General features: G+C 64.5%; 23 protein-coding genes. 17 read left to right on the plus strand and 6 right to left on the minus strand.

The genetic code is table 11. The features are described from left to right. Positions 1–78 precede the first annotated feature (78 nt). The 6 genes from B015_RS0105795 (at position 79) to B015_RS0105820 (ending at position 6,021) form a co-directional block, all read left to right on the plus strand. A complete protein-coding gene (locus B015_RS0105795; RefSeq protein WP_018426725.1) occupies positions 79–1,542 on the plus strand; it encodes an MFS transporter in 1,464 nt (487 codons plus the stop codon). A 235-nt stretch (positions 1,543–1,777) separates the two neighbouring features. Continuing rightward, positions 1,778–2,857 (plus strand): ABC transporter substrate-binding protein, encoded by a 1,080-nt coding sequence (locus tag B015_RS0105800; RefSeq protein WP_157632691.1) that lies wholly within the window; start codon positions 1,778–1,780, stop codon positions 2,855–2,857. Between the two features lie 18 nt (positions 2,858–2,875). Then, positions 2,876–3,499: a hypothetical protein gene (locus tag B015_RS30505; RefSeq protein WP_018426727.1), complete on the plus strand. Its 624-nt coding sequence runs from the start codon at positions 2,876–2,878 to the stop codon at positions 3,497–3,499. Further along, positions 3,492–4,196, plus strand: a complete 705-nt coding sequence (locus B015_RS0105810; RefSeq protein ID WP_018426728.1) for a hypothetical protein — start codon at positions 3,492–3,494, stop codon at positions 4,194–4,196. Before B015_RS30505 ends, B015_RS0105810 begins: the two co-directional genes overlap by 8 nt. Continuing rightward, the gene (locus tag B015_RS0105815) at positions 4,196–5,260 is read left to right on the plus strand and encodes an iron ABC transporter permease (RefSeq protein ID WP_018426729.1); all 1,065 of its coding nucleotides are present in this window, start codon (positions 4,196–4,198) and stop codon (positions 5,258–5,260) included. The genes B015_RS0105810 and B015_RS0105815 overlap by 1 nt, the downstream gene beginning before the upstream one ends. Before the next feature lie 2 nt (positions 5,261–5,262). Continuing rightward, positions 5,263–6,021 (plus strand): ABC transporter ATP-binding protein, encoded by a 759-nt coding sequence (locus tag B015_RS0105820; protein WP_026226943.1) that lies wholly within the window; start codon positions 5,263–5,265, stop codon positions 6,019–6,021. A gap of 40 nt (positions 6,022–6,061) precedes the next feature. Here B015_RS0105820 and B015_RS0105825 read toward each other — a convergent pair whose 3' ends face one another. Next, a complete protein-coding gene (locus tag B015_RS0105825; protein ID WP_018426731.1) occupies positions 6,062–6,499 on the minus strand; it encodes an Lrp/AsnC family transcriptional regulator in 438 nt (145 codons plus the stop codon). A gap of 130 nt (positions 6,500–6,629) precedes the next feature. Here B015_RS0105825 and B015_RS0105830 point away from each other — a divergent pair, with 130 nt between their 5' ends. The 5 genes from B015_RS0105830 to B015_RS30510 all read left to right on the plus strand — a co-directional run bounded on the left by B015_RS0105830 (position 6,630) and on the right by B015_RS30510 (position 13,275). After that, on the plus strand, positions 6,630–9,680 hold the full coding sequence (locus B015_RS0105830) for an aminotransferase class III-fold pyridoxal phosphate-dependent enzyme (RefSeq protein ID WP_018426732.1): 3,051 nt from the start codon (positions 6,630–6,632) through the stop codon (positions 9,678–9,680). Positions 9,681–9,850: 170 nt separating this feature from the next. Further along, complete coding sequence (locus B015_RS0105835) at positions 9,851–10,861, plus strand: amino acid ABC transporter substrate-binding protein (protein ID WP_026226944.1); 1,011 nt, start codon at positions 9,851–9,853, stop codon at positions 10,859–10,861. A 92-nt stretch (positions 10,862–10,953) separates the two neighbouring features. Next, positions 10,954–11,541, plus strand: a complete 588-nt coding sequence (locus tag B015_RS0105840) for an NUDIX domain-containing protein (protein ID WP_018426734.1) — start codon at positions 10,954–10,956, stop codon at positions 11,539–11,541. A gap of 5 nt (positions 11,542–11,546) precedes the next feature. After that, positions 11,547–12,578, plus strand: coding sequence for a P1 family peptidase (locus B015_RS0105845; RefSeq protein ID WP_018426735.1), 1,032 nt, complete (start codon positions 11,547–11,549; stop codon positions 12,576–12,578). A 91-nt stretch (positions 12,579–12,669) separates the two neighbouring features. Continuing rightward, positions 12,670–13,275, plus strand: a complete 606-nt coding sequence (locus B015_RS30510) for a 2'-5' RNA ligase family protein (protein ID WP_157632692.1) — start codon at positions 12,670–12,672, stop codon at positions 13,273–13,275. Between the two features lie 5 nt (positions 13,276–13,280). On the opposite strand, the gene B015_RS0105855 is transcribed toward B015_RS30510, so the two are convergent. From B015_RS0105855 to B015_RS0105875, 5 genes are all read right to left on the minus strand, one after another. Then, positions 13,281–14,723 (minus strand): amidohydrolase family protein, encoded by a 1,443-nt coding sequence (locus tag B015_RS0105855; RefSeq protein ID WP_018426737.1) that lies wholly within the window; start codon positions 14,721–14,723, stop codon positions 13,281–13,283. A 24-nt stretch (positions 14,724–14,747) separates the two neighbouring features. Continuing rightward, a complete protein-coding gene (locus B015_RS0105860) occupies positions 14,748–15,437 on the minus strand; it encodes a GntR family transcriptional regulator (RefSeq protein ID WP_018426738.1) in 690 nt (229 codons plus the stop codon). Between the two features lie 272 nt (positions 15,438–15,709). Further along, on the minus strand, positions 15,710–16,786 hold the full coding sequence (locus tag B015_RS0105865) for an HlyD family secretion protein (RefSeq protein WP_018426739.1): 1,077 nt from the start codon (positions 16,784–16,786) through the stop codon (positions 15,710–15,712). A 6-nt stretch (positions 16,787–16,792) separates the two neighbouring features. Further along, positions 16,793–18,499, minus strand: coding sequence for an MFS transporter (locus B015_RS0105870; RefSeq protein WP_018426740.1), 1,707 nt, complete (start codon positions 18,497–18,499; stop codon positions 16,793–16,795). Between the two features lie 11 nt (positions 18,500–18,510). Then, complete coding sequence (locus tag B015_RS0105875; protein WP_018426741.1) at positions 18,511–18,954, minus strand: MarR family transcriptional regulator; 444 nt, start codon at positions 18,952–18,954, stop codon at positions 18,511–18,513. 205 nt (positions 18,955–19,159) lie between these two features. On the opposite strand from B015_RS0105875, the gene B015_RS30515 reads away from it, so the two are divergent. From B015_RS30515 to B015_RS0105905, 6 genes are all read left to right on the plus strand, one after another. After that, on the plus strand, positions 19,160–20,098 hold the full coding sequence (locus B015_RS30515) for a LysR family transcriptional regulator (RefSeq protein ID WP_018426742.1): 939 nt from the start codon (positions 19,160–19,162) through the stop codon (positions 20,096–20,098). A 126-nt stretch (positions 20,099–20,224) separates the two neighbouring features. Then, positions 20,225–21,496, plus strand: a complete 1,272-nt coding sequence (locus tag B015_RS0105885) for a Coenzyme F420 hydrogenase/dehydrogenase, beta subunit C-terminal domain (protein ID WP_026226946.1) — start codon at positions 20,225–20,227, stop codon at positions 21,494–21,496. Between the two features lie 23 nt (positions 21,497–21,519). Next, positions 21,520–22,740: a PLP-dependent aminotransferase family protein gene (locus B015_RS0105890; protein ID WP_018426744.1), complete on the plus strand. Its 1,221-nt coding sequence runs from the start codon at positions 21,520–21,522 to the stop codon at positions 22,738–22,740. Continuing rightward, the gene (locus tag B015_RS0105895) at positions 22,737–23,588 is read left to right on the plus strand and encodes an SMP-30/gluconolactonase/LRE family protein (protein WP_018426745.1); all 852 of its coding nucleotides are present in this window, start codon (positions 22,737–22,739) and stop codon (positions 23,586–23,588) included. Before B015_RS0105890 ends, B015_RS0105895 begins: the two co-directional genes overlap by 4 nt. Next, positions 23,585–23,989, plus strand: a complete 405-nt coding sequence (locus B015_RS0105900; RefSeq protein WP_026226947.1) for a RidA family protein — start codon at positions 23,585–23,587, stop codon at positions 23,987–23,989. The genes B015_RS0105895 and B015_RS0105900 overlap by 4 nt, the downstream gene beginning before the upstream one ends. A 70-nt stretch (positions 23,990–24,059) precedes the next feature. After that, complete coding sequence (locus tag B015_RS0105905) at positions 24,060–24,410, plus strand: ArsC family reductase (protein WP_026226948.1); 351 nt, start codon at positions 24,060–24,062, stop codon at positions 24,408–24,410. Positions 24,411–24,441 lie beyond the last annotated feature (31 nt).

Genomic DNA, 24,441 nt, shown 5'->3' on the forward strand with positions numbered 1-24,441 from the left:
TTGCTTTTCGACTGTTGACCTCAATAGCGCTTGAGGTTCTACAGACCGTGTCGGCTCGAAAAAAATGGAAAGGCCGACATGAACTTCGATCTTGAACAGCCGGCTGCCGTGGCCGGCACTGCGACCGCAGCGGTTGCGACCAAACCCGCCGGCTGGGTCGATCTCTTCAATGGCAGGCACGGCATCTACACCTTTGCGCTCGCCGGCGGCGTCACGCTGCACGCCGTCAACATGTACATCGCAACGACGGCAATGCCGTCGGTCATCGCCGACATAGGCGGGCTCGATTTCTACGCCTGGACAACGACCCTGTTCGTGGTCGCCTCGATCCTCGGCTCGGCGCTGACGGCCAAGCTGCTCAACGCTAGCGGCCCACGCGGCGCCTATGTTCTGGCCACCTCCATCTTCGCTCTGGGCACGCTCACTTGTGCGCTCGCGCCCAGTATGCCTGTGATGCTCGTCGGCCGCGCCATCCAGGGTCTCGGCGGCGGCTTCCTGTTCGCACTTGCCTACGCCTTGACCCGCATTGTCCTGCCGGAGCATCTTTGGGCACGGGCCATCGGCCTCACCTCGGCCATGTTCGGTGTTGCCACGCTGGTCGGCCCTGCGATTGGCGGCATCTTTGCCGAGTATGGCGCATGGCGGCTGGCCTTTTCCTCCCTGCTGCCGTTCTGCCTCGCCTTCGCCGTCGTCGCCTACGTCACCTTGCCGAAGAAGAGCTGGGACACCAACGAACGCGTCGCTGTGCCGTTCCTGCAACTCGTCATGCTCACCGTGGCCGTGCTCGCCGTCTCCGCCGGCAGCTTGTCGTTGCAGCTGACATGGAACCTCGCCGGGCTCGGCGCCGGCCTTGCGCTCATCATGCTGATCTCCGGCGTTGATGCCCGGGCCAGCGCACGCCTGCTGCCGCGCGGAGCCTTCAATATGGCAACCCCGCTGGGCGCGCTCTACGTCACCGTCGCACTGTTGATGCTGGCCATTCAGCCGGAAATCTTCGTGCCCTACCTGCTGCAGAACCTGCATGGCCAGTCGCCGCTCTGGTCCGGCTACATCGCGGCCGTCATGTCGCTCGGCTGGAGCATCGCGTCGTTCATGAGTTCACGCTGGCAGGCGCATGCCGACCGCCTGATGGTGCTCGGTCCGCTGCTCGTGCTGGCCGGCCTGGTGCTGTATGCGCTGTTCATGCCAGTCCATGGCGGTGGCGACGGAACGCTGCTTTTGCCGATCTGCCTTGGATTGCTTCTCATCGGCTTCGGCGTTGGCGTCACCTGGCCGAGCCTCGTCACTCGCATCTTCCAGAGCGCGCCGCCCGCCGAGCAGGATCTCGCCGCCGGTGGCATGACGACGGTGCAACTGTTCTTCATGGCCCTCGGCACTGCCTGCGCTGGCATGGTGGCAAATTTCGCAGGCATCGCCGAACCAGGCGGCGCGGAGGGGGCGTCCAATGCCGCCGTCTGGCTGGGCGCGATCTTCGCCGTCGCTCCCGCGCTCTGCGTGCTAGTCGCACTTCGCGTCGTGCGCCTCACCGGACGGAGGGGCTGACATGCCCACTTTTCCCCCTCCCGATCCGGCCGGTTGCTCGCAAGAGGCAAGCCGCATCAACCCTTAGTGCCCCTTGTTTTCCTGACAGGCCGTCGCGGCGTCATTTCGCTTCGAGATGCGCATCCACCTCCGCTCGCGCCTGCCATGTCAGCCCGGCTCAAGAAAAAACTTGACTGCTATTGTCATGATTATTATCCGAATGCCTGTCCGTCGGCAGGGCGGCAGGAGATTTCAGATGACGACAACAAGATATTCCGCTGTGGCCCTCGGTTTCGCGGCGTTGATCGCAACATCCACCTTTGCTCAGGCGGAGACGGTTTCCATCACGGATTCCCGTGGCCAGTCGGTCCAGATCGCGCAGCCGGTCAAGAACGTCGCCATCTTTCCGCTGCCCATTCCCGAGGCGTTGATCGCCATCGATGGCGGCACCGAGCGCCTGATGGCGATCAACCCGCGCGCCCAGAGCGCTTTGATGAAGGGCGTCATCGGCCAGCTCTTCCCCGAGATCGCCAACATCCGCACCGATCTGGTGGCGCCCAACTTCATTCTCAATGTCGAGGAAATCCTGAAGGCCGGCCCCGACGTGGTGTTGCAGTGGCAGGCCAAGGGCGACGAGCGCGTCGCGCCGATGGAAAACGCCGGCATCAAGGTGGCGACCGTCAGCACGGAATCGCGCGAGACCCGGCGCGGCTACGTCGCCATGCTCGGCCAGATCCTCGGCAAGCAGGAGCGTGCCCAGGCGTTCCTCGACTGGGAGGACAAGACCGTCAACGATATCTCGTCCGTTCTCGCGGCAACCGACCACAAGAAGCCCCGCATCGTCTTCATCGACAGCATGAACGACAATGAGTTCGTGGTGTTCGGCCGTGAGGAAGCCTACTTCAAGGCCTCGGGGCTGGTGAATGCCGCAACCGAAGCCGGCTTCACCGAAGGCTCCGTCAAGGTGGGTGCCGAATCCCTGCTGCAGTGGAACCCGGACATCATCCTGGTCAACTACTACAACGACACCATCAAGCCGGCCGACATCCTCGGCCATCCCGTTCTCGGCAGCCTCGACGCGGTCAAGAACGCGCGTGTCTACAAGACCCCCGCCATCGATCCGGCGACAGCCGCCGGTGGCGAACTCGCCTACCAGTGGTTCGCCGAGATCGGCTATCCCGAGCTGTTCGACACCGACATGCGCAAGGCCGTCTTCGACGGCTTCAAGTTCCTGTACGGCAAGGAACTGAGCGCGGAGCAGATCGACCGGCTGATGCAGATGGACTGGAACGGCAACAGCGCGGGCTATGCCAAAAGCTTCGGCGCGGCCAAGTAAGGGCCGGGAGCGACGGACGTGAAGGATATCGGTTTCGTCACCTCGGGCGATGGCGCGCATCTGCAGTGCTTTCAGGACTACAAGGCCCTGCTCGATGAAGAGATTTACCTCCGCTTCATCGACCGCGTCGACCTGAGCGCGTTCAAGGCGATCGTCGTCCCCGACTTCTCCAACCAGGACCTGTTGCGCCGGCATGCCCGCCAGCTCAATGACTATCTGGCGCAGGGCGGTTTCCTGATCGTCTTCGAGCCCAACCGCATGGACGAATGGCTCGACGTCGTCTCTATCCAGTGGTTCAGCCGCGAGACCGAGGATTGGAAGTGGTGGATGCGGCCGGGTGGCCGCATGGAGGCCTACCAGCCCAAGCCACTTCACCCGATGGCCGAGGCGATCCCGCTCGCCGACATGTGCTGGCATTTCTTCGGCGCGTTCCGGTTCCCCGAGGCAGCGACGCCGATCCTCAATCTCGACAATGACGAGGGCTGCCTGATGTTCGACTTGCCGGTCGACGGCGGCGGCCGGCTGATCGCCTCGACGATCGATCCGCACACCCACCATGGCCGCCGCTTCATGCCGGCGACCACGCGTTTCCTCAACGGTTTCTACCCCTGGCTCAAGGCGGAGGTTCAGACCCGTGGCTGAGACCTTTCGCGGCGGAAACAAGCCGCATTTGCTCTATGTCCGCTCGACCAGGAGCTACAACATCGACCGCATCGGCGGTCTGGCGCCACAGGACTGGCGCTACAGCGACGCCGATATCTACGAGCTCGAGGACATGAATCTCGGCGAAGTAGACGTCCTGATGCTGTCGGGCATGCACGACCAGATTTTCCTCAAGTCGATCGAAGCCAGGCTCGTCGACTATCTCGCCACCGGTGGTCATTTCCTGATCAACGGCCACATCATCATTCCGTGGCTGCCGTGCCTGTCGCCGTTCAAGGCGGTCAGCCCAAAGCCTTTCACCAACTGGATGATCCGCCCGGCCGAACCGGGCGGCTACTTCGGCCGCATGGATTTCGAGAATTTCCATCGCCATGAAGGCATCCTGGGCCAATATTCGCGCGGTTATGCAGACGCGCCCGATGGCGCGCAGTGGCTGTGCCTGATCGGTGGGCCGACGGCCGATGGCACCATTCACGAAGGCCCGGTCGACTGGGTCTGGCGCATGCCTGGCGGCGGCAAGGTGTTCATGCACAATGGCGACCATATCGAGCAGTTCTGCTCGGACCCGCGCTATCAGCCCAATCTGTTCCAGGACATCCTGAAAGCCCTGGTCTTCTCCGACGAACCCGCAGCGCATCACAAACCCTATCGCCCGACACTGGCCGGGACCGCGTGATGTCATCAGTGGTCGACGACGACGCCACGACTGCCGTCGCCAACATGCGCAAGAGCGGCACGGGCTTCGCCATGCCGGCCCTGGTCGCACTGCTTTTGGCGGCAATAGTCGGGTCGCTGTCGATCGGCCGATATGGCGTCGGTCTTGGCGATCTCTCGACGCTTCTTCTGGGGTGGCTTGGCATCGGGCCGGGCAGGGTGGGCGTTGCCGAGCCGGTGTGGCGGGTGGTCGAGCTTGTGCGCGTGCCGCGCATGCTGATCGGCGGCTTCGTTGGTGCGGGCCTCGCCCTGTCTGGCGCCGTGCTTCAGGGCGTGTTCCGCAATCCGCTTGTTGATCCGCATGTCATCGGCGTTTCCTCAGGCGCTGCCTTCGGCGGTGTCTTTGCCATCCTGCTTGGCTTCGGTGCTGCCGCCTTGTGGTCGATGGCCTTTGCCTTCGGGCTCGTCGCATTGCTGCTCGTCGTCCTGATGAGCCGCAAGTCGGGGCGTTCCTCTGTGTTGATGCTGGTGCTGTCGGGCGTGGTCATCTCCGCCCTGTTCTCGGCACTGGTCTCGCTCGCCACCTATCTCGCCGATCCCAACGACACGCTGCCGGCCATCGTCTTCTGGCTGATGGGATCGTTTGCCAGTGCGACGCCCGAACGCGCGCTATACATGCTGCCCATCGTTACCGTCTTTGCCCTGCCTTTGATGCTGATGCGCTTCCGCATCAACATCCTGTCGCTCGGCGACGAGGAGGCCCGTGGCCTTGGCCTCAAGATCGAGCCCACGCGCTGGCTGGTGTTGTGCTGCGTCACCGGCATCACGGCGGCAAGCGTCGCCAATTCCGGCATCATCGGCTGGGTCGGCCTGGTGGTGCCGCATTTCGCCCGCTCGCTCGTCGGTCCCGATCACCGCCGCCTGTTGCCGGCCTCAGCGCTGCTCGGCGCGAGCTTCATGTTGTTTGTCGATGTCGTGGCGCGGTCGCTGATCCCGGCCGAAATCCCGCTTGGCGTTTTGACTGCCATCGTCGGTGCGCCGGTGTTCATGGTGCTGCTGCATCGCACTCACAATGAGGGCTGGTAGCGATGATTGCAGCGCAATCAGTGGGTTTCCGTTATGGCACAGGCGCAGCGTGGCTGTTTCGCGACCTGTCCTTTTCGCTCGATCGGGGCCAGACGCTTGCCCTGCTCGGGCGCAATGGGCGCGGCAAGACAACGCTGCTGAAATGCCTGGCCGGTCTCGTCGCCCCGACGACAGGTGCGATCCGCAGCGATGGGACCGTCGGATATGTGCCGCAGCATTTCGCGTCGCCTTTCGCCTATTCGGTCGCCGATGTCGTGCTGATGGGGCGGGCGCGCCATGTCGGGCTGTTTTCGAATGCGACGACCCATGACAGGCGGCACGCGACGGAAGCCCTGGAGCTGGTCGGCCTGCAGGCTTTTGCCAATCGCGCCATCGGCACCTTGTCCGGCGGTGAGCGACAGCTCGCGCTGATCGCCCGGGCACTCGCGTCTGAAGCCGACATCCTGCTTCTCGATGAACCCGCCTCGGCACTCGATTTCCGCAACCAGGCGGTCGTTCTGTCGATGCTGCGCCGGCTGTCGCTGGAGCGCGGCCTCACCATCATCATGACGACGCACGAGCCGACCCACGCGCTCGAAATCGCCGACAGGGCGGTGCTGCTTCACGGTTCTTCCCGAAGCGAAGAGGGGCCCGTCGCCTCGATGTGCACGGAAGCCAAGCTGTCTGAACTTTACGGCCTGTCGATGCGACGGCTGGACTATCGCAGCGGCGAGGCTCAGATCTCCAGCATCGTCGCCAACTACGCCTCTATTGACGGCTGAGCCGCAGGCGCGCCGCGCCTGGCAGCGCGGCTAAGCTTGTTCACTCCGCCCGTTCGATATCCCGCCGCAGCACGATCAGCGTCGTCAGGTCCTCGACGCTCGGATGCGTCGCGATCACGTCGCGCATGGTGTTGAGCCTGTCGATCGACGGCACCTCGACCTCGACGATGAGGTCGAGCTGGCCCGAGACCGAGGAGACGCGTCGCACCTCCGAATGCCGCGCCAACTGGTCCAGCACGCCGATGGCCGGTGTCCGCGCCAGCGTCACCATCAGGAAGGCCGAGACCAGCCCCTGGTCCATCTGGCCAATATCGGCGCGATAGCCTCTGATGACGCCGCTCTTTTCCAGCATCGCTACGCGCTCGGTCGTAGCACTTCGCGACAACCCGATGCGCGCCGCCAGCGCCTTCATCGGGATGCGCGCTTCCTTCGACAGGATGCCGAGAATGTCCCTGTCCTTGGCGTCGAGTTCCTTCATCGTTCGCTTCCGTCGCTCGCCGTGAATGTGCCGGTCAATGCACGCGAAGTGCCGGTGCAACCGGCATATTGCCGGATGCCTCATTTTTCGGGTCGTGCCAAGCTCCGGCATCAGAAATCCCGGATTGCCGATGACCGACGTAAACCACCCCGCACCGCAATTCTCACGTGAAGAGGCGGCAGCGCTCGCCGCCAGTCATTTCGGCGTCGGCGGTGTTGCATCCCCGCTCGACAGCGAGCGCGACCAGAATTTCCGGCTGATGTCGGCCGAAGGCGACTGGATCTTCAAGATCGTCAATGCCTCCGAGCCGCGTCACGAAAGCGAGTTCCAGGCGGCTCTGCTCGACCATCTCGCCCGCTCGGGTGCCGATGTCGCGGTGCCGGGCCTCAAGAAGACGCGCGAAGGCACGCCACTTGCTCATGCGTCGGCCGCTGGCGGCGAGCACGCCCTTCGCCTCGTTTCCTGGCTGCCCGGCCTGCCGCTGGCGGAAGTCGCCCGCACCCCGCAGGTGCTGGCCGGCCTGGGTGCTGCCCTCGGCAAGCTCGACCGCGCGCTCCAGGGCTTCATCCATCCAGGTGCGCTCAGAAGCTTCGACTGGGACATCCGCCAGGCCAGTGCTGCACGCGACCGCCTAGCCCATGTCGCCGACGAAGCCGACCGCGCGCTGCTCGAACGCTTCCTCGATCGGTTCGACGCCGAGGTCGCGCCCAGGCTTCCGTCCTTGCGCGCCCAGGTCATCCACAACGACGCCAATGACTGGAACGTGCTGGTCGACGACAACGACCACGGCCGCATCGCCGGCATCATCGATTTCGGCGACGCGCTGCACTCGCCAGTCATCGCCGAAGTAGCAGTCGCTTGCGCTTATTCCATCCTCGACGTCGAGGATCCGATTGGCGCTGCCGCCGCGCTCGCTGCCGGCTTCCACGCCGAGTATCCGCTGCGCGAAGACGAGATCAACCTCCTGTTCGACCTCATCGTTGCGCGCCTTGTCATCTCCGTCTCACTGTCGGCGGTGCGCAAGGCGCAGGTCGGCGACAATCCTTATCTCGCAATATCGGAAGCGCCTGCCTGGCGGCTGCTCCGGCGCCTCGACGCCATGAACCGGCGGTTCGCCACGGCGATCCTGCGCCATGCCTGCGGCTTCGATGCCGCGCCTGGCGCCCGGGCCGTCAGCGCCTGGATCGAGGCCAACAGGAAAAGCTTCGCGCCAGTGCTCGATCGCCATCCCGCGACGCTCGCCAAGGCGCTGGTGCCTTATGGCGATCCGGCCCATCCGATGACGGTCACCTCGGCCGGCCAGCAGCCGGACAAGGCCACTGCCTGGTGGGATGCCTGGTGCGCCGAAAACGGCATCGCCCTTGGCATCGGCCCTTGGGGCGAGGCACGCACCGTCTACACCTCCGACATCTTCTGGTCGCGCTTCGTCGAAGGCGCCCGCCGCCTCCACCATCTCGGCCTCGACCTGTTCATGCCGGCTGGCACTAAGGTCTACACCCCGCTCGCGGCAACCGTGAAAAGCGTCGAGGTCGAGGAAGACCCGCTTGGTTATGGTTGCCTGATCGCACTCGAACATGCGCCCGAGGACTGCCCGGCCTTCGTCACGCTCTGGGGCCACATGGCGCATGAGGCGATGACGCGTCTCAAGCCCGGCCAGCGCCTCGCCGCCGGCGCGCTGGTCGGCGAAATGGGTGCGCCCGCCGAAAACGGTGGCTGGGCGCCGCATCTGCATTTCCAGATCTCGACCGATCCCGATCTCGCCGCCCGCGACATCCTCGGCGTCGGCGAGGCGCGTTATCTCGATGTCTGGGCCGAGCTGTTCCCTGATGCCGCAACCCTTGCCGGCATCCCGCCCGAGACCTTCCACCAGACCGGCCGCACCCGGCCCGAGATCGTCGCCGCGCGCAAGACGTCGCTCCTGCCCAACCTGTCGATCTCCTACTCACAGCCGATCAAGTTCGTCCGTGGTGAAGGCGCCTGGCTGATCGACGATCGCGGCCGCGCCTACCTCGACTGCTTCAACAATGTCTGCCACCTCGGCCACGCCCATCCTGATGTCGTCGAGGCCATCGCCACCCAGGCGGCAAAACTCAACACCAACACGCGTTATCTGCACGATGCCATCGTAACCTACGCCGAACGGCTGACAGCGACCCTGCCAGAGGGCCTGTCGGTTGCCTCCTTCGCCTGTTCCGGCAGCGAGGCCAACAGCCTGGCACTGCGCATGTCGCGCACCTTGACCGGCAGTAACGATGCGCTGGTGCTCGACTGGGCCTATCACGGCACCACCCAGGAGCTGATCGACCTCAGCCCCTACAAATACAAGCGCAAGGGCGGCAAGGGCCGGCCGGCCCATGTCTTCGAGGCGACCATTCCCGACAGCTACCGCGCGCCCGACGACTGGCCGGTCGAGGAACATGCCAGGCGCTTCGCCGCAAGCATCGCCGAGCAGATCGAGACGATGCGCAAGCAAGGCCGTGCGCCGGCCTTCTTCATCGCCGAATCCATCCCCAGCGTTGCCGGCCAGGTCTTTCTCCCCGAGGGCTACCTCAAGGAAGTCTACGCCATGGTCCGCGCCGCCGGCGGCTTCTGCATCGCCGACGAGGTGCAGGTCGGCTTCGGTCGTGTCGGCAGCCATTGGTGGGCTTTCGAGACGCAGGGCGTCGTCCCCGACATCGTCACCATGGGCAAGCCCATCGGCAACGGCCACCCGATGTCGGCGCTGGTCACCACGCGCGACATCGCCGACCGCTTCAACAACGGCATGGAGTATTTCAACACCTTCGGCGGCAACCCGGTGTCCTGTGCAGCGGGCCTCGCCGTGCTCGACGTCATCGAGCGCGATCGGCTGCGCGACAATGCAGCCGAAGTCGGCGCCTATCTCGTCGAGCGCTTCCGCGACATGCAGAAGCGCTTCGAGGTCATCGGCGATGTCAGGGGCATGGGCCTGTTCCTCGGCATCGAGCTGGTCACCAACCGCAAGACCAAGGCGCCGGCCACCGCGTTTGCCCGCAAGGTCAATGACGGCGCCCGTGCGCGCGGCGTGCTCATCGGCACCGAGGGGCCGCACGACAACGTGCTCAAGATGCGTCCGCCGATGATCTTCACCAGGCGCGATGCCGATCATCTGGTCGGCGTTCTCGAGCAGACTTTTGCCGCCGTGGAGGCTGGCGGCGAGTAGAGCAATTCCAGGAAGGTGCAGGGCGGTTTTCCGTCCGGAATTGCGACAAACAGGGAAGTATCCGCGGGCAATGGCGCGCGGTGGCATTCGAAAGAAAGACATGACCGACTTCCGGCGCTCTGCGCCGGCGGCACGAAGGGGCTTTGCCTCGAACCAAGGGAGGAGGACCTATGAAACATATGATCTCAGCACTTCTGCTCGGCACGGCAGCGATTGCTGTGCCTGCCAAGGCCGACACGCTCGACATCGTCAAGCAGCGCGGCACCGTCACCTGCGGCGTCAGCCAGGGCGTCGCCGGCTTCTCGGCGCCTGACGATGCCGGCAAATGGTCGGGCTTCGACATCGACGTCTGCCGCGCCGTGGCAGCCGCCGTCCTCGGCGACGCCGACAAGGTCAGCTATGTGCCGCTGTCCACCAAGGAGCGCTTCACCGCTGTCCAGTCGGGCACGGTCGACCTGTTGTCGCGGCAGACCACCTGGACCCTGTCGCGTGACACCAGCCTTGGCCTGCGTTTCGTCGGCACCGCCTATTATGACGGCCAGGGCTTCATGGTACGCAAGGACCTCGGCGTCGACAGCGCCCTCAAGCTCGATGGCGCCACCGTCTGCACCGAGCAGGGAACGACCACCGAGCAGAACGTCGCCGACTACTTCAGCGCCAACAAGATGAAATACGAGCCTGTCGTCATCGATTCCGCCGACGGCATCATCAAGGCTTTCGACACCGGTCGCTGCGACATCTATACGACCGACGCGTCTGCCCTCTACGCCCAGCGTCTCAAGCTCACCAACCCGGCCAACTACACCGTACTGCCCGAGATCATCTCCAAGGAGCCGCTCGGACCGGCCGTGCGCCAAGGCGACGACAAATGGTTCAGCATCGTTCGATGGACGCTGTTTACGCTGATCGAGGCGGAAGAACTCGGCATCACCAAGGACAATGCCGAAGCCGGCCTCACCTCGGCCAACCCGGCCATCAAGCGCTTCCTGGGCGCTGAAGGCGACAGCGGCCAGCAGCTCGGCCTCGATCCTCGCTGGGCCTACAATGTCATCTCCAAGGTCGGCAACTACGGCGAGATCTTCGAGCGCAATCTCGGCCAATCGAGCCAGCTCAAGATCGACCGCGGCATCAATGCCCAGTGGAACGCCGGCGGCCTGATGTACGCCCCGCCGGTGCGCTGAGGGTTCGTCACACGGGGTCGCGCTTCGGTGCGGCCCCGCCTATTCTGACGCCCGAATCTCCGGCCCCCACGGGCCTGTATTGAAGGTGCCAGATGAGTGTTGCCGACCGCATCCGCGTCCAGGACGTCAGAACCCTTTCCGACGACTGGTACGTTCTGAAGAAAACCACATTCGCCTATCGCCGCGGCGACGGCGAATGGCAGGTCCAGAGCCGCGAGACCTATGATCGCGGCAACGGCGCCACCATCCTGCTCTATGATCCCGCGCGCCGGACCGTCGTGCTGGTCAAGCAGTTCCGCTATCCGGCCTTCGTCAGCGGCTATGACGACATGCTGATCGAGACGCCCGCCGGCCTGCTCGACGACGCAGCACCCGAAGAGCGCATCCGCGCCGAGGTCGAGGAAGAGACCGGCTTCCGCATCCACCATGTCCGCCGCGTCTTCGAAGCCTTCATGAGCCCCGGCGCCGTCACCGAGAAGATCTATTTCTTCGTCGGCGAGTATGAACCGTCGGACCGTGTCTCCGAAGGCGGCGGCCATCCGGGCGAGGGTGAGGACATCGAGGTGCTGGAGATCGGTATCGACGAGGCGCTGGCCATGGTCGCCGACGGCCGCATCTGCGACGGCAAGACCATCATGCTGCTGCAATACGCAGCGCTTCACCTGCTGCGTGGAGTCTAGCCACGATGTCGAACATCGCCCGCGAACTCGGCGTCTCCTTCGGCGCGTCCCGGACCGGGCCGCTCAACGCCATCACCGACGTGCCGGGCGTGGCCGTCGGCCATCGCACCATTCGCTCAGGCGATCTCAACACCGGCGTCACCGCCATCCTGGCGCATGGCGGCAATCTCTACCGCAGCAAGGTGCTGGCCGCCTGCGATGTCATCAACGGCTTCGGCAAGAGCACCGGCCTGATGCAGGTCGAGGAGTTGGGCATGCTCGAGACGCCGATCCTGCTCACCAACACCTTCGGCGTCGGCACCTGCGCCAACGCGCTGATCCGCGCAGCGATTTCGGAAAATCCCGACATCGGCCGCGAGACGTCGACGGTCAATCCTGTCGTGATGGAGTGCAACGATGGCCATCTCAGCGACATCCAGGCGCTTGCCGTCACCGAGGACGATGCCCGCGCTGCCCTGGCCGCAGCGGCGTCAAGCCCCATCGCCGAGGGCAATGTCGGCGCCGGCACCGGCATGAGCTGCTTCGGCTTCAAGGGCGGCATCGGCACAGCCTCGCGCCGCATCGAACTTGGCGGCCGCGACCATCATCTCGGCGTGCTGGTGCTCACCAATTTCGGCCGCGCCGGTGACCTGATCCTGCCGGATGGCCGTCGCCCCGATCCGCGTTCCAAGGTGGAGGCTGAAAAAGGCTCGGTCATTGTCATCCTCGCCACTGACATTGCCATGGAACACCGCCAGCTTAAGCGCGTGGTGCGCCGCTGCGGCGTCGGCCTCGCCCGGCTGGGTGCCTACTGGGGCCATGGCAGCGGCGACATCGCGCTCGGCTTCTCGACCGCCCAGACCTTCGACCACGACGCACGCGCCGATTTCGTCGCCATGTCCGCTCTCAACGAAAACCGCATCGACCGCCTGTTCCGCGCAGCAGCCGAGGCGACTGAGGAGGCAGTGGTGAACTCGATGTGTTCAGCCGAGGCAATGCACGGCCGATCAGGGCATTTTCGGCCTTCACTGGCCGATTGGTTGAGAGAGCAAGGATAGATCTCCGCCGGCGGACGCTGAACGCAGGATTGCCTGTCTAGGAAAATAAACTTAGGATGTTCCTTCTTTGTTCCATTGAATGGAGAAGGCCATGTCCCAGCAATTGCAATTCGACTTCGTAGCAACTTCGCTTGGTTTGCGCCCACCGGGGCGGCGGGCAAGACAGGTATGGTCCAAGTCCGATGGCCTCTTGTTTCGCATCCATCCGTCGCCAGTCGAGCTGATAGAGGCGGCAGCCCATCGTGCGCGTCGCACCCATGGCCTGACGGGCAAGCCACGTCGCGCTGATCAGCTCCACGTCTCGCTGGTGGGGGTACGCCGCGACGAAGCCACGGAGCGAAGCGCCGCAGCGGCGGCTGCCACAGTCAGGGCACAAGCATTCGACCTGACCTTCGACCGCATGGTCAGTTTCCGGAACGGTGAAACGAAACCGCTGGTGCTCCTGTGTCGAGAGGGCGCTGATCAGGTGATCGACCTTGAACGCCGGATCGTGGAAGCGTTGAACGGCATAGGGCTCCTGGTTCCTCGTCGCGCCGGCTTCGTACCCCACTGTACGCTGCTCTACGACAGCAAGCTCGTTCCGGAAATGCGTCTCGACCGACCCATCATCGTCCCGGTCACGACATTTCATCTCCTGCACCGTTCGGACAACGGGCGGCTTCGCCGGAGTGTTGGTAGCTGGCCTTTGCTGGGTTGACAGGGTCAGCCCGGCAATGGCTGCCGCGCCAGCCGCCAGAAATCCTGCGGTTCTTCGAGCAGGCGGCTGAGTCCGACGCGCTCGAAGGCAAGTGCGGCCTGTTCGGCGGCGTCGGCGAGGATGGCCTCTGTATCGAGATGGCCGGTTTTGCGGCCGCGCATCAGAACGCGGCCGTTGACGATCACGGTGTCGACGTCGGCGGCGTTGGCGAAATGCGCAATGCGCGTGATCGGCATGACCGGCGGGTAGAGGTGCGGCTTGCGCATGTCGACCAGTGCGATGTCGGCCTTCTTGCCAACCTCCAGCGAGCCGATTTCATGCGCCAGTCCAAGCGCCTTGGCCGGGTCGATCGTCACCATCTCCAGCGTCTTGCCAGGCGGCAGATAAGCCGGGTCGCGGAAATGGCGGCGATGGTAGTGCATGCACTGCGCCATGTGGCGGAACATGTCGTAGCCGCGGTCGGGCGCGGCGGCATCCGAGCCGATGCAGACATTGATGCCGGCCTCGATCAGCTCCGGCACCGGGCAGCGGCCATAGATCGACATGATCGCAGAGGGGTTGTGGATGATCGACGCGCCCGTCTCCTTGAGCGCTGCGAAATCGTCCTCGGTGAGGTCGACGCTGTGGCCCAGCAGTGCGAACTCACCGAGGACGCCAAGATCGCGCGCCAGCGCGATCGAGCCGTCGCGGTGGCCGTCCTGGGTGAACAGCACGCTCTTGCGACGGCGCAAATCCATGATTGCCTCGCCCATGTCGACCACCTGGCGCCGGTCTTCGGGCGTTGCCACCTGCGCGGCGTAGTAGACCGGCATCACCAGGCAGATGCCGGTGCCGCGGCCCAGCACGTCGTTCCAGCGGTTGATCAGCATTTCGCTGACCTCGAGCTGCCGCTCGAACGAAATCTCCCGGTCGTTCCAGGCGCCGTCGCTGCCCAGCGTGCGATAGCGGCGCGGGAAGGGTGGGCGGCCAGGCCCGACGGCCAGGAAGGTGCGCAGGCCCGACTCCACCGTCGCCTCGTTATGGGCGTCGCCGAAGGCCGGATCGTCGGTGCGGTAGATATCTGCGCCGCCGCCCAGCAACGTCATCGCCGTGGTCACGCCACCGCGCAGCCGTTCGAGCTGCACCATGCGCGCCTCGGCGCGCCAGAATTCCGGCGTCGAGCCGCGCGCGTAGATCTCTTCGCAGGCGTCGAACCATGTGTCGAGGCCGGCGCCGGCATTGCGCACCAGCCCGTGGCCGGCATGCGAGTGGTTGTCGATCAGGCCGGGCAGGGCGACCATGCCGCTGCAGTCGATCACTTCCGATGCTTCGGGCTCCGGTTCGGCGGCGCTGCCGATGCCGCTGATGCGGTCGCCGGTGATTGCCAGCCAGGCGCAGTCGAGCACGCGCCGGTGGGAATCGACGGTGACCAGTGTCGCGTTGCGCAGGAGTATGTCTGCCCGTGTCATGTCTTGCTGGCCTTCCGCCCGAGCCTAGAGGCCGAGAATGTCTTCGAGGTCGCGCGCCATCACGCGTTCGCTTTCGAGGTCCAACTGGTTCTCGATATGGGCGAGGTGATGGTGCATGACGGCAAGCGCCTTCTTGGCGTCGCGGTTGGTGATGCTTTCGACGATCGCCGCATGTTCGTCGGGTCCACAGTTCAGCACATCCTTCTGCTGGTACATCGCCATGATCAGCGACGTGCGCGAAACCAGGTCGCGCAGCAGTCCGGCGAGGATCTGCGACTGGGCGAGCTCGGCGATCAGCATGTGAAACGCGCCTGACAGCCGGATCGCGGTCGCCACGTCGCCGCTCGAATGTGCCTTGCGCTCCTGGTCGACATGGTTGCGCAGCCGCTCGATGCCGTCGGCGCCGATGGTCGAGCACAGCCGCTCCACCAGCCGCTCCTCGATGGTGCGGCGGGCGAAGAACACGTCGCGCGCCTCTTCGATCGACGGCGTCGAGACAAAGGCGCCGCGATTGGGTACGAGCGTGATCAGCCCGTCGCGGGCGAGGTTCTGTAGCACCTGACGCACGCGCGCCCGGCTGACCGAGAAGATTTCGGCAAGCTGCTCTTCCTTCAGCCGCGTGCCGGGGCCGACCTGCCTTTCGGCGATGGCGTTCCAGATCTTCTCGTAAATATGCTGATCGGTGATCTGCCGCTTGGCGGTTTCGGCGTCCATCCAACCCTCCTCCCGGGCCAATTCGCCAGCCCACCCCAATTCAATCCCAATCAGAGATCAAGTCAACAAATTTGTCGACAATTTTTGTTGACAATGCCTGACGAGCTGCCGCACTTTCTGATGGCTCTACGCGGGTTTCCATCCGCCCGCGGGGCATTCCCAAGGGCACATCTCCCGGTGCCTGGCATGAAAGGGCGCCGTCCGCGCTGTTTACCCGAGGTCCCTGACAACCCGGGTGACATCGATGCGCAGGACGGCGCCTGTCTTCCTGTTCACTGGCTTGCCGTTTGCGCCAGCGGCTTCGAATTGGTGTCGATGCTCACCACCACCGACATGCCGGGCGTCAATCTTTCGGCCATAGCCTGGCCCGGATCGATGCTGATCCGCACCGGCACGCGCTGTGCTACCTTGGTGAAATTGCCGGTGGCGTTATCGGGCCTGAGCACCGAGAATTCCGAACCGGTTGCCGGCGCGAAGCGCTCGACGCGACCGTTGAGCTCGGCATGGCCAAGCGCGTCGACCTTGAAGCTGACCGGCTGGCCCAGCTGCATGCCCGAAAGCTGCGTTTCCTTGAAATTGGCCACCACCCAGATGCGCTTCGGCACCAGCGCCATCAGTTGGGTTCCCGGCGCTACGTATTGTCCGAGCCGGGCGCCGATCTCGCCCAGCCGTCCGTCTTCAGGGGCTGTGATGCGCGTGTTCTTGAGGTCGATTTCCGCGAGATTGACGGCCGCCTCGGCACCCGACACCGCGGCCTCGAGCGACTGGCGGCTGACGATCGTCGCCTGCAAATCCTGCCGCGTTACCTCAAGTGCTGCTTCAGCCTGGCTGTGGGCGGCGCGCGCCTGCTCCATCGTCGTACGCACCTTGTCGGCCTCGCTCAGCGTCGTCACCCCGCGCTGCAGCAGCGGTTCGATCCGGCCCCAATTGCCCTGGGCGTTGTCATAGGCGACTTGCGCCGACGCCACCTGTGCCTCAGCCGACTTGACCTTGGCCTCGGCCGAATGGCGCTGCTGTTCGGAATTGGCCAGCGCTGCCTCCTGGCTCGCCAGCGTCGCGCGCGCCTGCGCCAGCTTCTGCAGGTAGATGCGGTCGTCGATCTGCACCAGCAGCTGCCCGGCCTTCACGTCCTGGAAATCCTGCACCGCCACCTCGGCGATTATGCCCGACAGTTGCGGCGAAAGGATCGTCACCTGGCCGCGGACATAGGCATTCTCCGTCACCTGCACCGCGCTTCGAAACGGCGGCAGCTCCCAGACATAGAGGATGGTGGCGATGCCGGCGGCGCCGAGAGCGAGCGCAAGCAGCGTGCTGGCGGAGCGGAGGATATCAATGAGCTTGGACAACATCTGGGGTCACGCGGTGGCTGGGAGTGCGGGTTTCCGGTCGCGCAGGGCAACGACGGCCGTATGGGCGAGAAGCAGGACCAGCGCTGCTAGCGCAATCCAGGCGATCAGAAGGAAGGCGTCGTTGTAGGCGAGCACATTGGCCTCGCGCGTCGCTTGCTGGGACAAGAGCTGCAGCCCCTCGGCATTGAGCAGGGTCTTGTCGGTGATGACGCGCGAATAGGCGCCGCCGAGCTGAGCCACGCGCTGCGCCACCAGCGGATCGGTCAGCGCTATGTGTTCGACCAGCACGTTGTGGTGGAACTGCTCGCGGATGGTGACGAAGGTGGTGAACACCGCCGACCCCAGCAGGCCGCCGAGGCTCTGCGTGGTCAGGAACACGATGATGAAACTGAGAATGTAGTTCGGCCCCTTCTTCAGCGCCGACATCAGCCCGCTCTTCATCGCCGGCGGCAGGATCAGGGCGCCGGCAAAGGCGATGATCGCCTGGCTGAGATAGACCTGCTCGGGTCGGGTCAGGCTGGTGGCGCGGCTGTCCATGAAGGCGCCGACGGCGATAAGCACCAGGGCTACCGCGTGGATGCGGTCCTCCTTGCCGTGCCGCATTGCCATGGCGCAGGTGACGCCGCCGGCAATCGACGCCGCCAGGATCGCCCAGTAGACCGAGCGTGTCTGCTCGTTGGTCAGTCCCAGTGCCTGGAACAGGCTCGACGAGCCCAGCGTCTGTTCCGACAGCACCAGCCGGAAGATCAGCAGCACGCCGGCAAAATGCAGGATCGGCGGGCTTGCCAGCCAGCGTATGTCGAGCAGCGGGTTCTTGCGGTTGAGCTCGATGACGGAGGCAGCGGTGACGCAGGCAATTGCCAGCACCAGCAGCATGCCGATCCACGGCGCCTCCAGCCACCAGTATAGCCTGCCGAGCACCAGCACGATCGCCACAGAGCCAAAACCCGTGGCGATCAAGAGGTAGCTGACGATATCGAGCCTCTCGATCACCTTGGCACGCGGCTGCGGCGACAGCGGCAGCATATAGACAAGCGCAAACGCGATCATCGCCATGCCGAGTTCGAACATGGTCACGGCGTGCAGCCCGCCGATGTCGAACAGGGCCGGCGAGATCAGCCGGGCCAGGGGAGGGCCGAGCAGGATGGTCGTCAGCGCCATCGGCAGGCCGACGTTGAGCTTTTTTTCGGGCGGGAACGATTCCAGCATGTAGAGAAAGGCCAGCGACGAGATCGGTGCGGCGACGATGCCGCTCATGAAGCGCACCACCAGCGCCGATTGCAGATCCGAGATGAACAGGTTGAGCAGGCAGGCAATGACGACGCCGAGCAGGCTGAGCTCGGCGAAATTGCGCAAGCCGTATTGCGTCCTGATCTTGATGAGCGCGAGCGACAGCGACACGTTCGGCGCCATGTAGGCGGCCAGCAGCCATGTCGTCTCGGTGACTGTCGCCCCGATCGAACCCTGGATCTGCTGGATGTTGGAGGCGATCAGGTTCATGCCCAGACTCTGCGCCAGGGAAAGTGTGACGGCTGCGGCTATGTAGCATGCCGCCAGCAGCGGCGGCTTGGGCACGAAGGGTGGAGGCGCAGCCGGCTCTGGCGTGTTTCCGTCCGCCTGCGCGGAGGCGACGGCTGGACGGCTAGCCGGCGCTGTTGGTTCGAGCGCTTCCTTGGTCTCGCTCCGTTGCTCCGGCTCCTGGTCTTGCTGCATCGCCGTGGCCTTCAGCAGTCGGAGACGTCGCCGACATTCCTGGCAATCGTGCTCAGCACGCGGGTCGCGCTTTCGATGTCGGCCTCATCGACGCCTGAAAGCACCTGGTTGCGCAAGTTTGCCACGAAGGCCGTCATGCCGTCAGCCTCGCGGCGGGCTGCAGGGGTCAGGAAGATGCGCTTGGCGCGCCGGTCCTCGTCGGTCGTGCAGCGCACCACCAGACCCTTCTTTTCCAGCCCGTCGATCAGGCCGACCAGCGACGGCTGTTCGATCTGCATGTGCTCGGCGAGCTCGGCCTGCGTCTCGCCCTCGTGTTTGGCAATGTGCATCATCAGCCTGGCACGCGCCAGCGTCAGCCCCTGGGTCTTCACCTGCGCGTCGAACATGGTTCGGAGCTTCCGGTTGACCTTGAGCAATTCGTCGAAAAATTCGGCCTTTACCGCATCGGAGTTCATGGTGCCCACCCATTCGTTAGGAAAGATATTATTAGCATCCTATTTAATTTTCCGAAGCATGCGATGCAAGGCCTGATTGTCAATCATCTATAGTCCCTTCGGACGAGGCCAAGCGGCCAGCCGCGAAACCTAATGCCGACAGCGTGCGGTTCCGCGCGATGTCGGGAGGGCGAGTTGCCGGTCGAAGAGCAGGGGACGTGACGCGATGGTCCTGCGCAACCTGGCGAAGCTTGACCTCAATCTGCTGCATGTCTTCGAAGCCGTCTACGGCGAGGCGAGCATCACTCGCGCTGCCGAGACGCTCAACGTCACCCAGCCGGCGGTCTCCAACAGCCTGGCGCGCCTGCGCGACATCTTCGGCGACCAGCTGTTTGTGCGGGCACGACAGGGCATTGCACCGACGCCGCTCGCTGAAACGCTGATCGGCCCCGTCCGCGAAGCGCTCACCGCGCTCGACCGTACGCTCGCCCGGCACGAGCGTTTTGACCCGCTGGCCTCCGAACGCATCGTCTCATTCAGCATGAGCGATTACGCCGAGGCGGTCGTCCTTGGCCCGTTCGTCGGCGAGTTGAACCGGATGGGATCGAGGCTCATTGTCCGCAACCGCTTTCTGGCCGAGCGCGATCTCTTCCCCGGGCTGGCCTCGGGCGAAATCGACTTTGCCGTCGAGTCGCATCCCCTTGCCGAGGATGGTTTCGGCCAACGGCTGCTGTTCAGCGACGAATTCGTCTGCGTTATGCGCAAGGACCATCCGGCGGCTACCGAGCCGTTCACCATCGACCGCTACATGACGCTCAGCCACCTCCACATCTCCAACCGCCCGCGTTTCGCCAACCTGGTCGACGGGGCGCTGGCCCGGATGAAGCTGAAGCGGCAGGTGGCGGTACATCTCGAACATTGTCTGGCAGCCGCTGCCATCCTGTCGCGCAGCGACCTCTGCCTCACAATACCCACCTCGTTCGTCCGCCATTTCCTTCCCGAAGACGGTTTCGTCGCACTGCCTCGTCCATTCCGCATGCCGCCGTTGCAGACCTGGCTCTACTGGCACCCGGCCTCCGAAGGCAGCCCGGCGCATGACTGGGTGCGCAGCGTGCTCGACGATTGTTTTCCGCCGCCCGAGACGGGGCAGGATCACTCAGGCTGATGTCGGTCATTCCGAATGGCAATTTGTCCCGGCTGACGCCGCCGCCCTATAACTGCAGCCAACACCTGAGATCGAAGACCTGTCGCTGGGGCGATGGCCGCGAGGCCGTCGCCGGGAGGATGGCGCATGCGTGTTGCCGATAGCATCGAGACGATCGTCGAGCGCGGACTCTGCACCGGCTGCGGCGCCTGCGAAAGCCTGTTGGGTAAGGACGTGCTGCGTATGGGCCTTTCGCCCGAAGGTTTTATGCGCCCGCGTGGTCAGCGCCCGCTGCGGCAAGACGAGCAGAAGGCGGTGATGCAGGTTTGCGCCGGACGCAGCCAAACCGGTCTTGCAACGGGCAAGACAGTCCCGCACCGCATCTTCGGCACCATGCTGCATCTCGCCAAAGGCCATGCGACCGACCCGGAAATCCGCTTCAGGAGCGCCACCGGCGGTGTACTCACCGCGCTCGCGGTCTATCTTGTCGAAAGCGGTGAGGTGGACGGCATCCTTCAGGTCGGTGTCTCCGCCGACAACCCGCTGCTCAACGAAGCCAGGTTCAACGCCACCCGCGAGCAGGTCGTCGCCTCGTCGGGTTCCCGCTACGGGCCGTCGGCGCCGCTCAAGGATGTCGGCGCCTTGCTCGACAGCGGCAGGCGCTTCGCCTTCATCGGTAAGCCTTGCGATGTCGCCACATTGCGCAATCTGGCGCGCGTCGACCCGCGCGTCGACCTGCAAATCCCTCACATGCTGGCTATGGTCTGCGGCGGCAATCCCAGCATCGCCGCCACCTATAACATCGTCAGGCGTTTCGGCGAGGACCACCGCGATGTCGAGGAGTTCCGCTATCGCGGCCACGGCTGGCCCGGCCCGACCTATCTGCGCGTGAAGCAGGGGCGCGAGCACAGCCAGACCTATGACGAAACCTGGTTCTCGAACCTGACCTACGAGCTGATGTTCCGCTGCAAGATCTGCGCCGACGGTACAGGCGAGCATGCCGATGTCGTCGCCGGCGACTGCTGGGTCATGGAAGGTGACAGGCCAAGCCACCGCGAGGCGGGCGACGGCTGGAACATGCATATCGCCCGCACCGAGCGCGGCAGGCAACTGATCGAGGATGCTGTCGTCGCCGGCTACATCCACGAGGAGGCGTTTTCAGTCGCCGAACTCGAGGCCATGCACGACGACCATGGCGCCAAGAAGCGCTCGGTCCTGTGGCGGCTTGCTGGTCTCGCCCTGACCGGCCAGCCCTATCCCGATTATGGCGCGTTGCGCGTGGTGCAATCAGGCCTTGCCGCCAGCTGGCGCGAACGCTGGACCGCTTTCCGCGGCACGCTCGCCCGTTCGCTCAAACGCCGCAACCGGGAGAGCCCGATCACCTCGGGGACCTTCGTTGCGGACACCAAGACAAGCTGAGAACAATCACCAAGGAGGAAACCATGTCTGTCGATCATCTGCGCGCCAAGCTCTCGGGCTCCGGCCCAGCCCTGTTCTTTCCGGACCCCGAAGTGCCGGCGATCTTCAATTTCGACCAAGGCCTGGCAGCACCCGAGACCTTCCCAACCGACGACCTCGTTCGTCTCGCCCGCAAGGCGCTGGACGAGCATGGCGCCAAGGTGCTCGACTATTTCGACCCGGCCACTGGCTATGAAGAACTCGTCTTCGGCTACAAGGGCCTGCGCAAGGAAATCGCTGACCGCATCGAGCGCACCCAGGGCAAGCAGCTGGGCACGCTCGGCGTCATCCTGACCTCTGGCTCGGTGCAGGGCATCGCGCTCGCCGCCAACGGATACGTCAATCCCGGTGATGTCGTCGTCGCCGAGGCCGCATCCTTTCCCTATGCGCTGCGCTTCATGCAGATGGCCGGCGGCGACCTGCGCACTGTGGCAGTGGACGACCATGGCATGGACATCGATGCGCTCGAAACCCTGCTCAAGAAGGTCAAGGCCGAGGGCAAGAAGGTCAAGGTTGTCTACACCATCCCGACGTTCCAGACACCGACCTGCACCGAAATGTCGGTACCGCGCCGCAAGCAGCTGCTGAAGCTTGCCAGGGAGCATGACTTCCTCATCATCGAGGACAATGTGTATGGCGATCTGCGTTTTGCCGGCGAGGAATTGCCAACCCTGCTCAGCCTCGACACCGATGACCGCGTCATCCAGTGCGGCAGTTTCTCCAAGATCGTGGCTCCGGCGCTGCGCCTCGGCTGGATCGCCGGTCCGGCCGCGGCCATCGAACCCATCGCCGCCGTGCGCCAGGACCTTGGCGTCAGCCAGTGGTACTCCCGCGTCATGGCCTCGTTCATGGCCGACGGCCTGCTTGAGGACCACATCGCCGAGGTCAACAAGGTCTACAAGAGCAAGGCCGAGACGGCGGCGCGCGCGGTACGCGATCATTGCGGCAACTACGTCACCTTCCGCATGCCGCAGGGCTCGTTCTACCTCTGGCTCGAGATCGACGAGCGTGTCGACTGGCAGCGCGCGGCCGAGCTGTCGGCCAAGGAGGGCATCTTCTTCCGTCCCGGCGAACGTTTCATGGGTGAGACCGACGGTCGCCAGTTCCTGCGCCTCGCCTACAGCCATGTCAGCGAAGACATCATCGAGCGCGGTATCAGGAAGCTCGGCGAAATCCTCAGCGCCTGCGCCAGGGTTCCGGCATGACGATTTCGGTTCGCACGATCGCGGGGGGATTTGTCTATCCCGAATGCCCCCGCTGGCATGACGGCCAGCTATGGTTCGCCGATCAGCACGATGGTCTCGTCCATGTTCTGGATGGCGACGGCACGCGTCGCGACAACTTCGCCGTTCCCGGCGGCCCATCCGGCATGGGCTGGCTGCCGGATGGCGACCTGCTCGTCGTCTCGATGAACGACCGCAAGCTGTTTCGGCGGCTTGGGGATGGCAAGCTGGTGCTTCATGCCGATCTCGCCGGCGTCCACCCGTTCCACTCCAACGACATGATCGTCGACGCTGAGGGCCGCGCCTATGTCGGCAACATCGGCTTCGACTTCTATGCCGGCCAGCCGCCGGCGCCGACGGTGCTCGCTACGGTTTCGCCGGATGGCGAGGTTGGCATAGCAGCCGATGGGCTTATGTGTCCCAACGGCGCTGTCATCACAGCTGATGGCAGCACACTCGTTATCGCCGAGTCGATGGCTGCACGTCTGACCGCCTTCGACATAGGCTCTGACGGCAGCTTGTCCAACCGCCGGCTGTTTGCAGCGCTCGACGGCCATGTGCCCGACGGCATCTGCCTCGACGCCGAAGGCCATGTCTGGGCGGCCTCGCCTTATGAAAAGATGGTGTTGCGTGTCAGCCCTGCCGGCGAGATCGTCGACCGCATCGTCATCCCAGATGCCAGCCCCTATTCCTGCATGCTCGGCGGTGCGGATGGCCGCGACCTCTTCATCTGCGTCGCCCCGCACCACGCCCCTGAAATCACCACCAAGCTGAGGGGAGGGCGCATCGACGTCGTCCGCGCGCCAGCGCCGGGAGCAGGACGGCCATGAGCAACGTCGCACGTCTCAACCCACCAGGCATGGCGTTCCCCGGCATGAGCCAGGCCGTCGGCTGCGGCGACTTCGTACTGGTCTCCGGACAGGTGGCCCTGAAGGACAAACAGATCATTTGTGTCGGCGATCCCGCCGGGCAGACCGAACAGGTGTTCCGCAACATCGAGGCGGTGCTGGGCGAGGCAGGTCTCGACCTCGGTCATGTCGTGTCGCTGCGCTGCTATCTGACCAGCGCGGACGCCTACCAGGCCTATGCTTCGGTCAAGAACCGCATCTTCGCCGACAATCCGCCGGCCACCACCGCTATGGTCGTCACGGCACTCGTCCTGCCCGAGATCATGGTCGAGGTCGAGGCGGTCGCCTGGCGCCACGCGCTTGCCAAACCGCCTGCGGTGTAGAACCTAGCCGCTAGCCAAAAATTGGCCGAGTCGGGTCCGCCCGGCCGGCCGCGCTTGCGGAGGCCCGATCTTGTCCATCACCATGTACGGCATCAAGAACTGCGACACGATCAAGAAGGCTCGCAGCTGGCTCGAGGGGCACGGCGTCGCCTACGACTTCCACGACTACAAGGCCGTCGGCATCGACCGCAAGAGCTTGGAAAAATGGGTCAAGGAGTTCGGCTGGGAGACTGTACTCAACCGCGCCGGAACCACCTTCAAGAAGCTGCCCGACACAGACAAGGAAGGCCTCGATGCCGAAAAGGCGATCGCCCTGATGCTCGCGCAGCCCTCGATGATCAAACGCCCGATGCTCGATCTCGGCAGCCGCCGCCTCGTCGGCTTCAAGCCTGAGGCCTACGAGGCCGCATTCCCGGGATAATGGACGCGGCCGCTGCCGGTGGACAATGTCC

This window comes from Hoeflea sp. 108 (assembly GCF_000372965.1).
GTDB lineage: Bacteria > Pseudomonadota > Alphaproteobacteria > Rhizobiales > Rhizobiaceae > Aminobacter.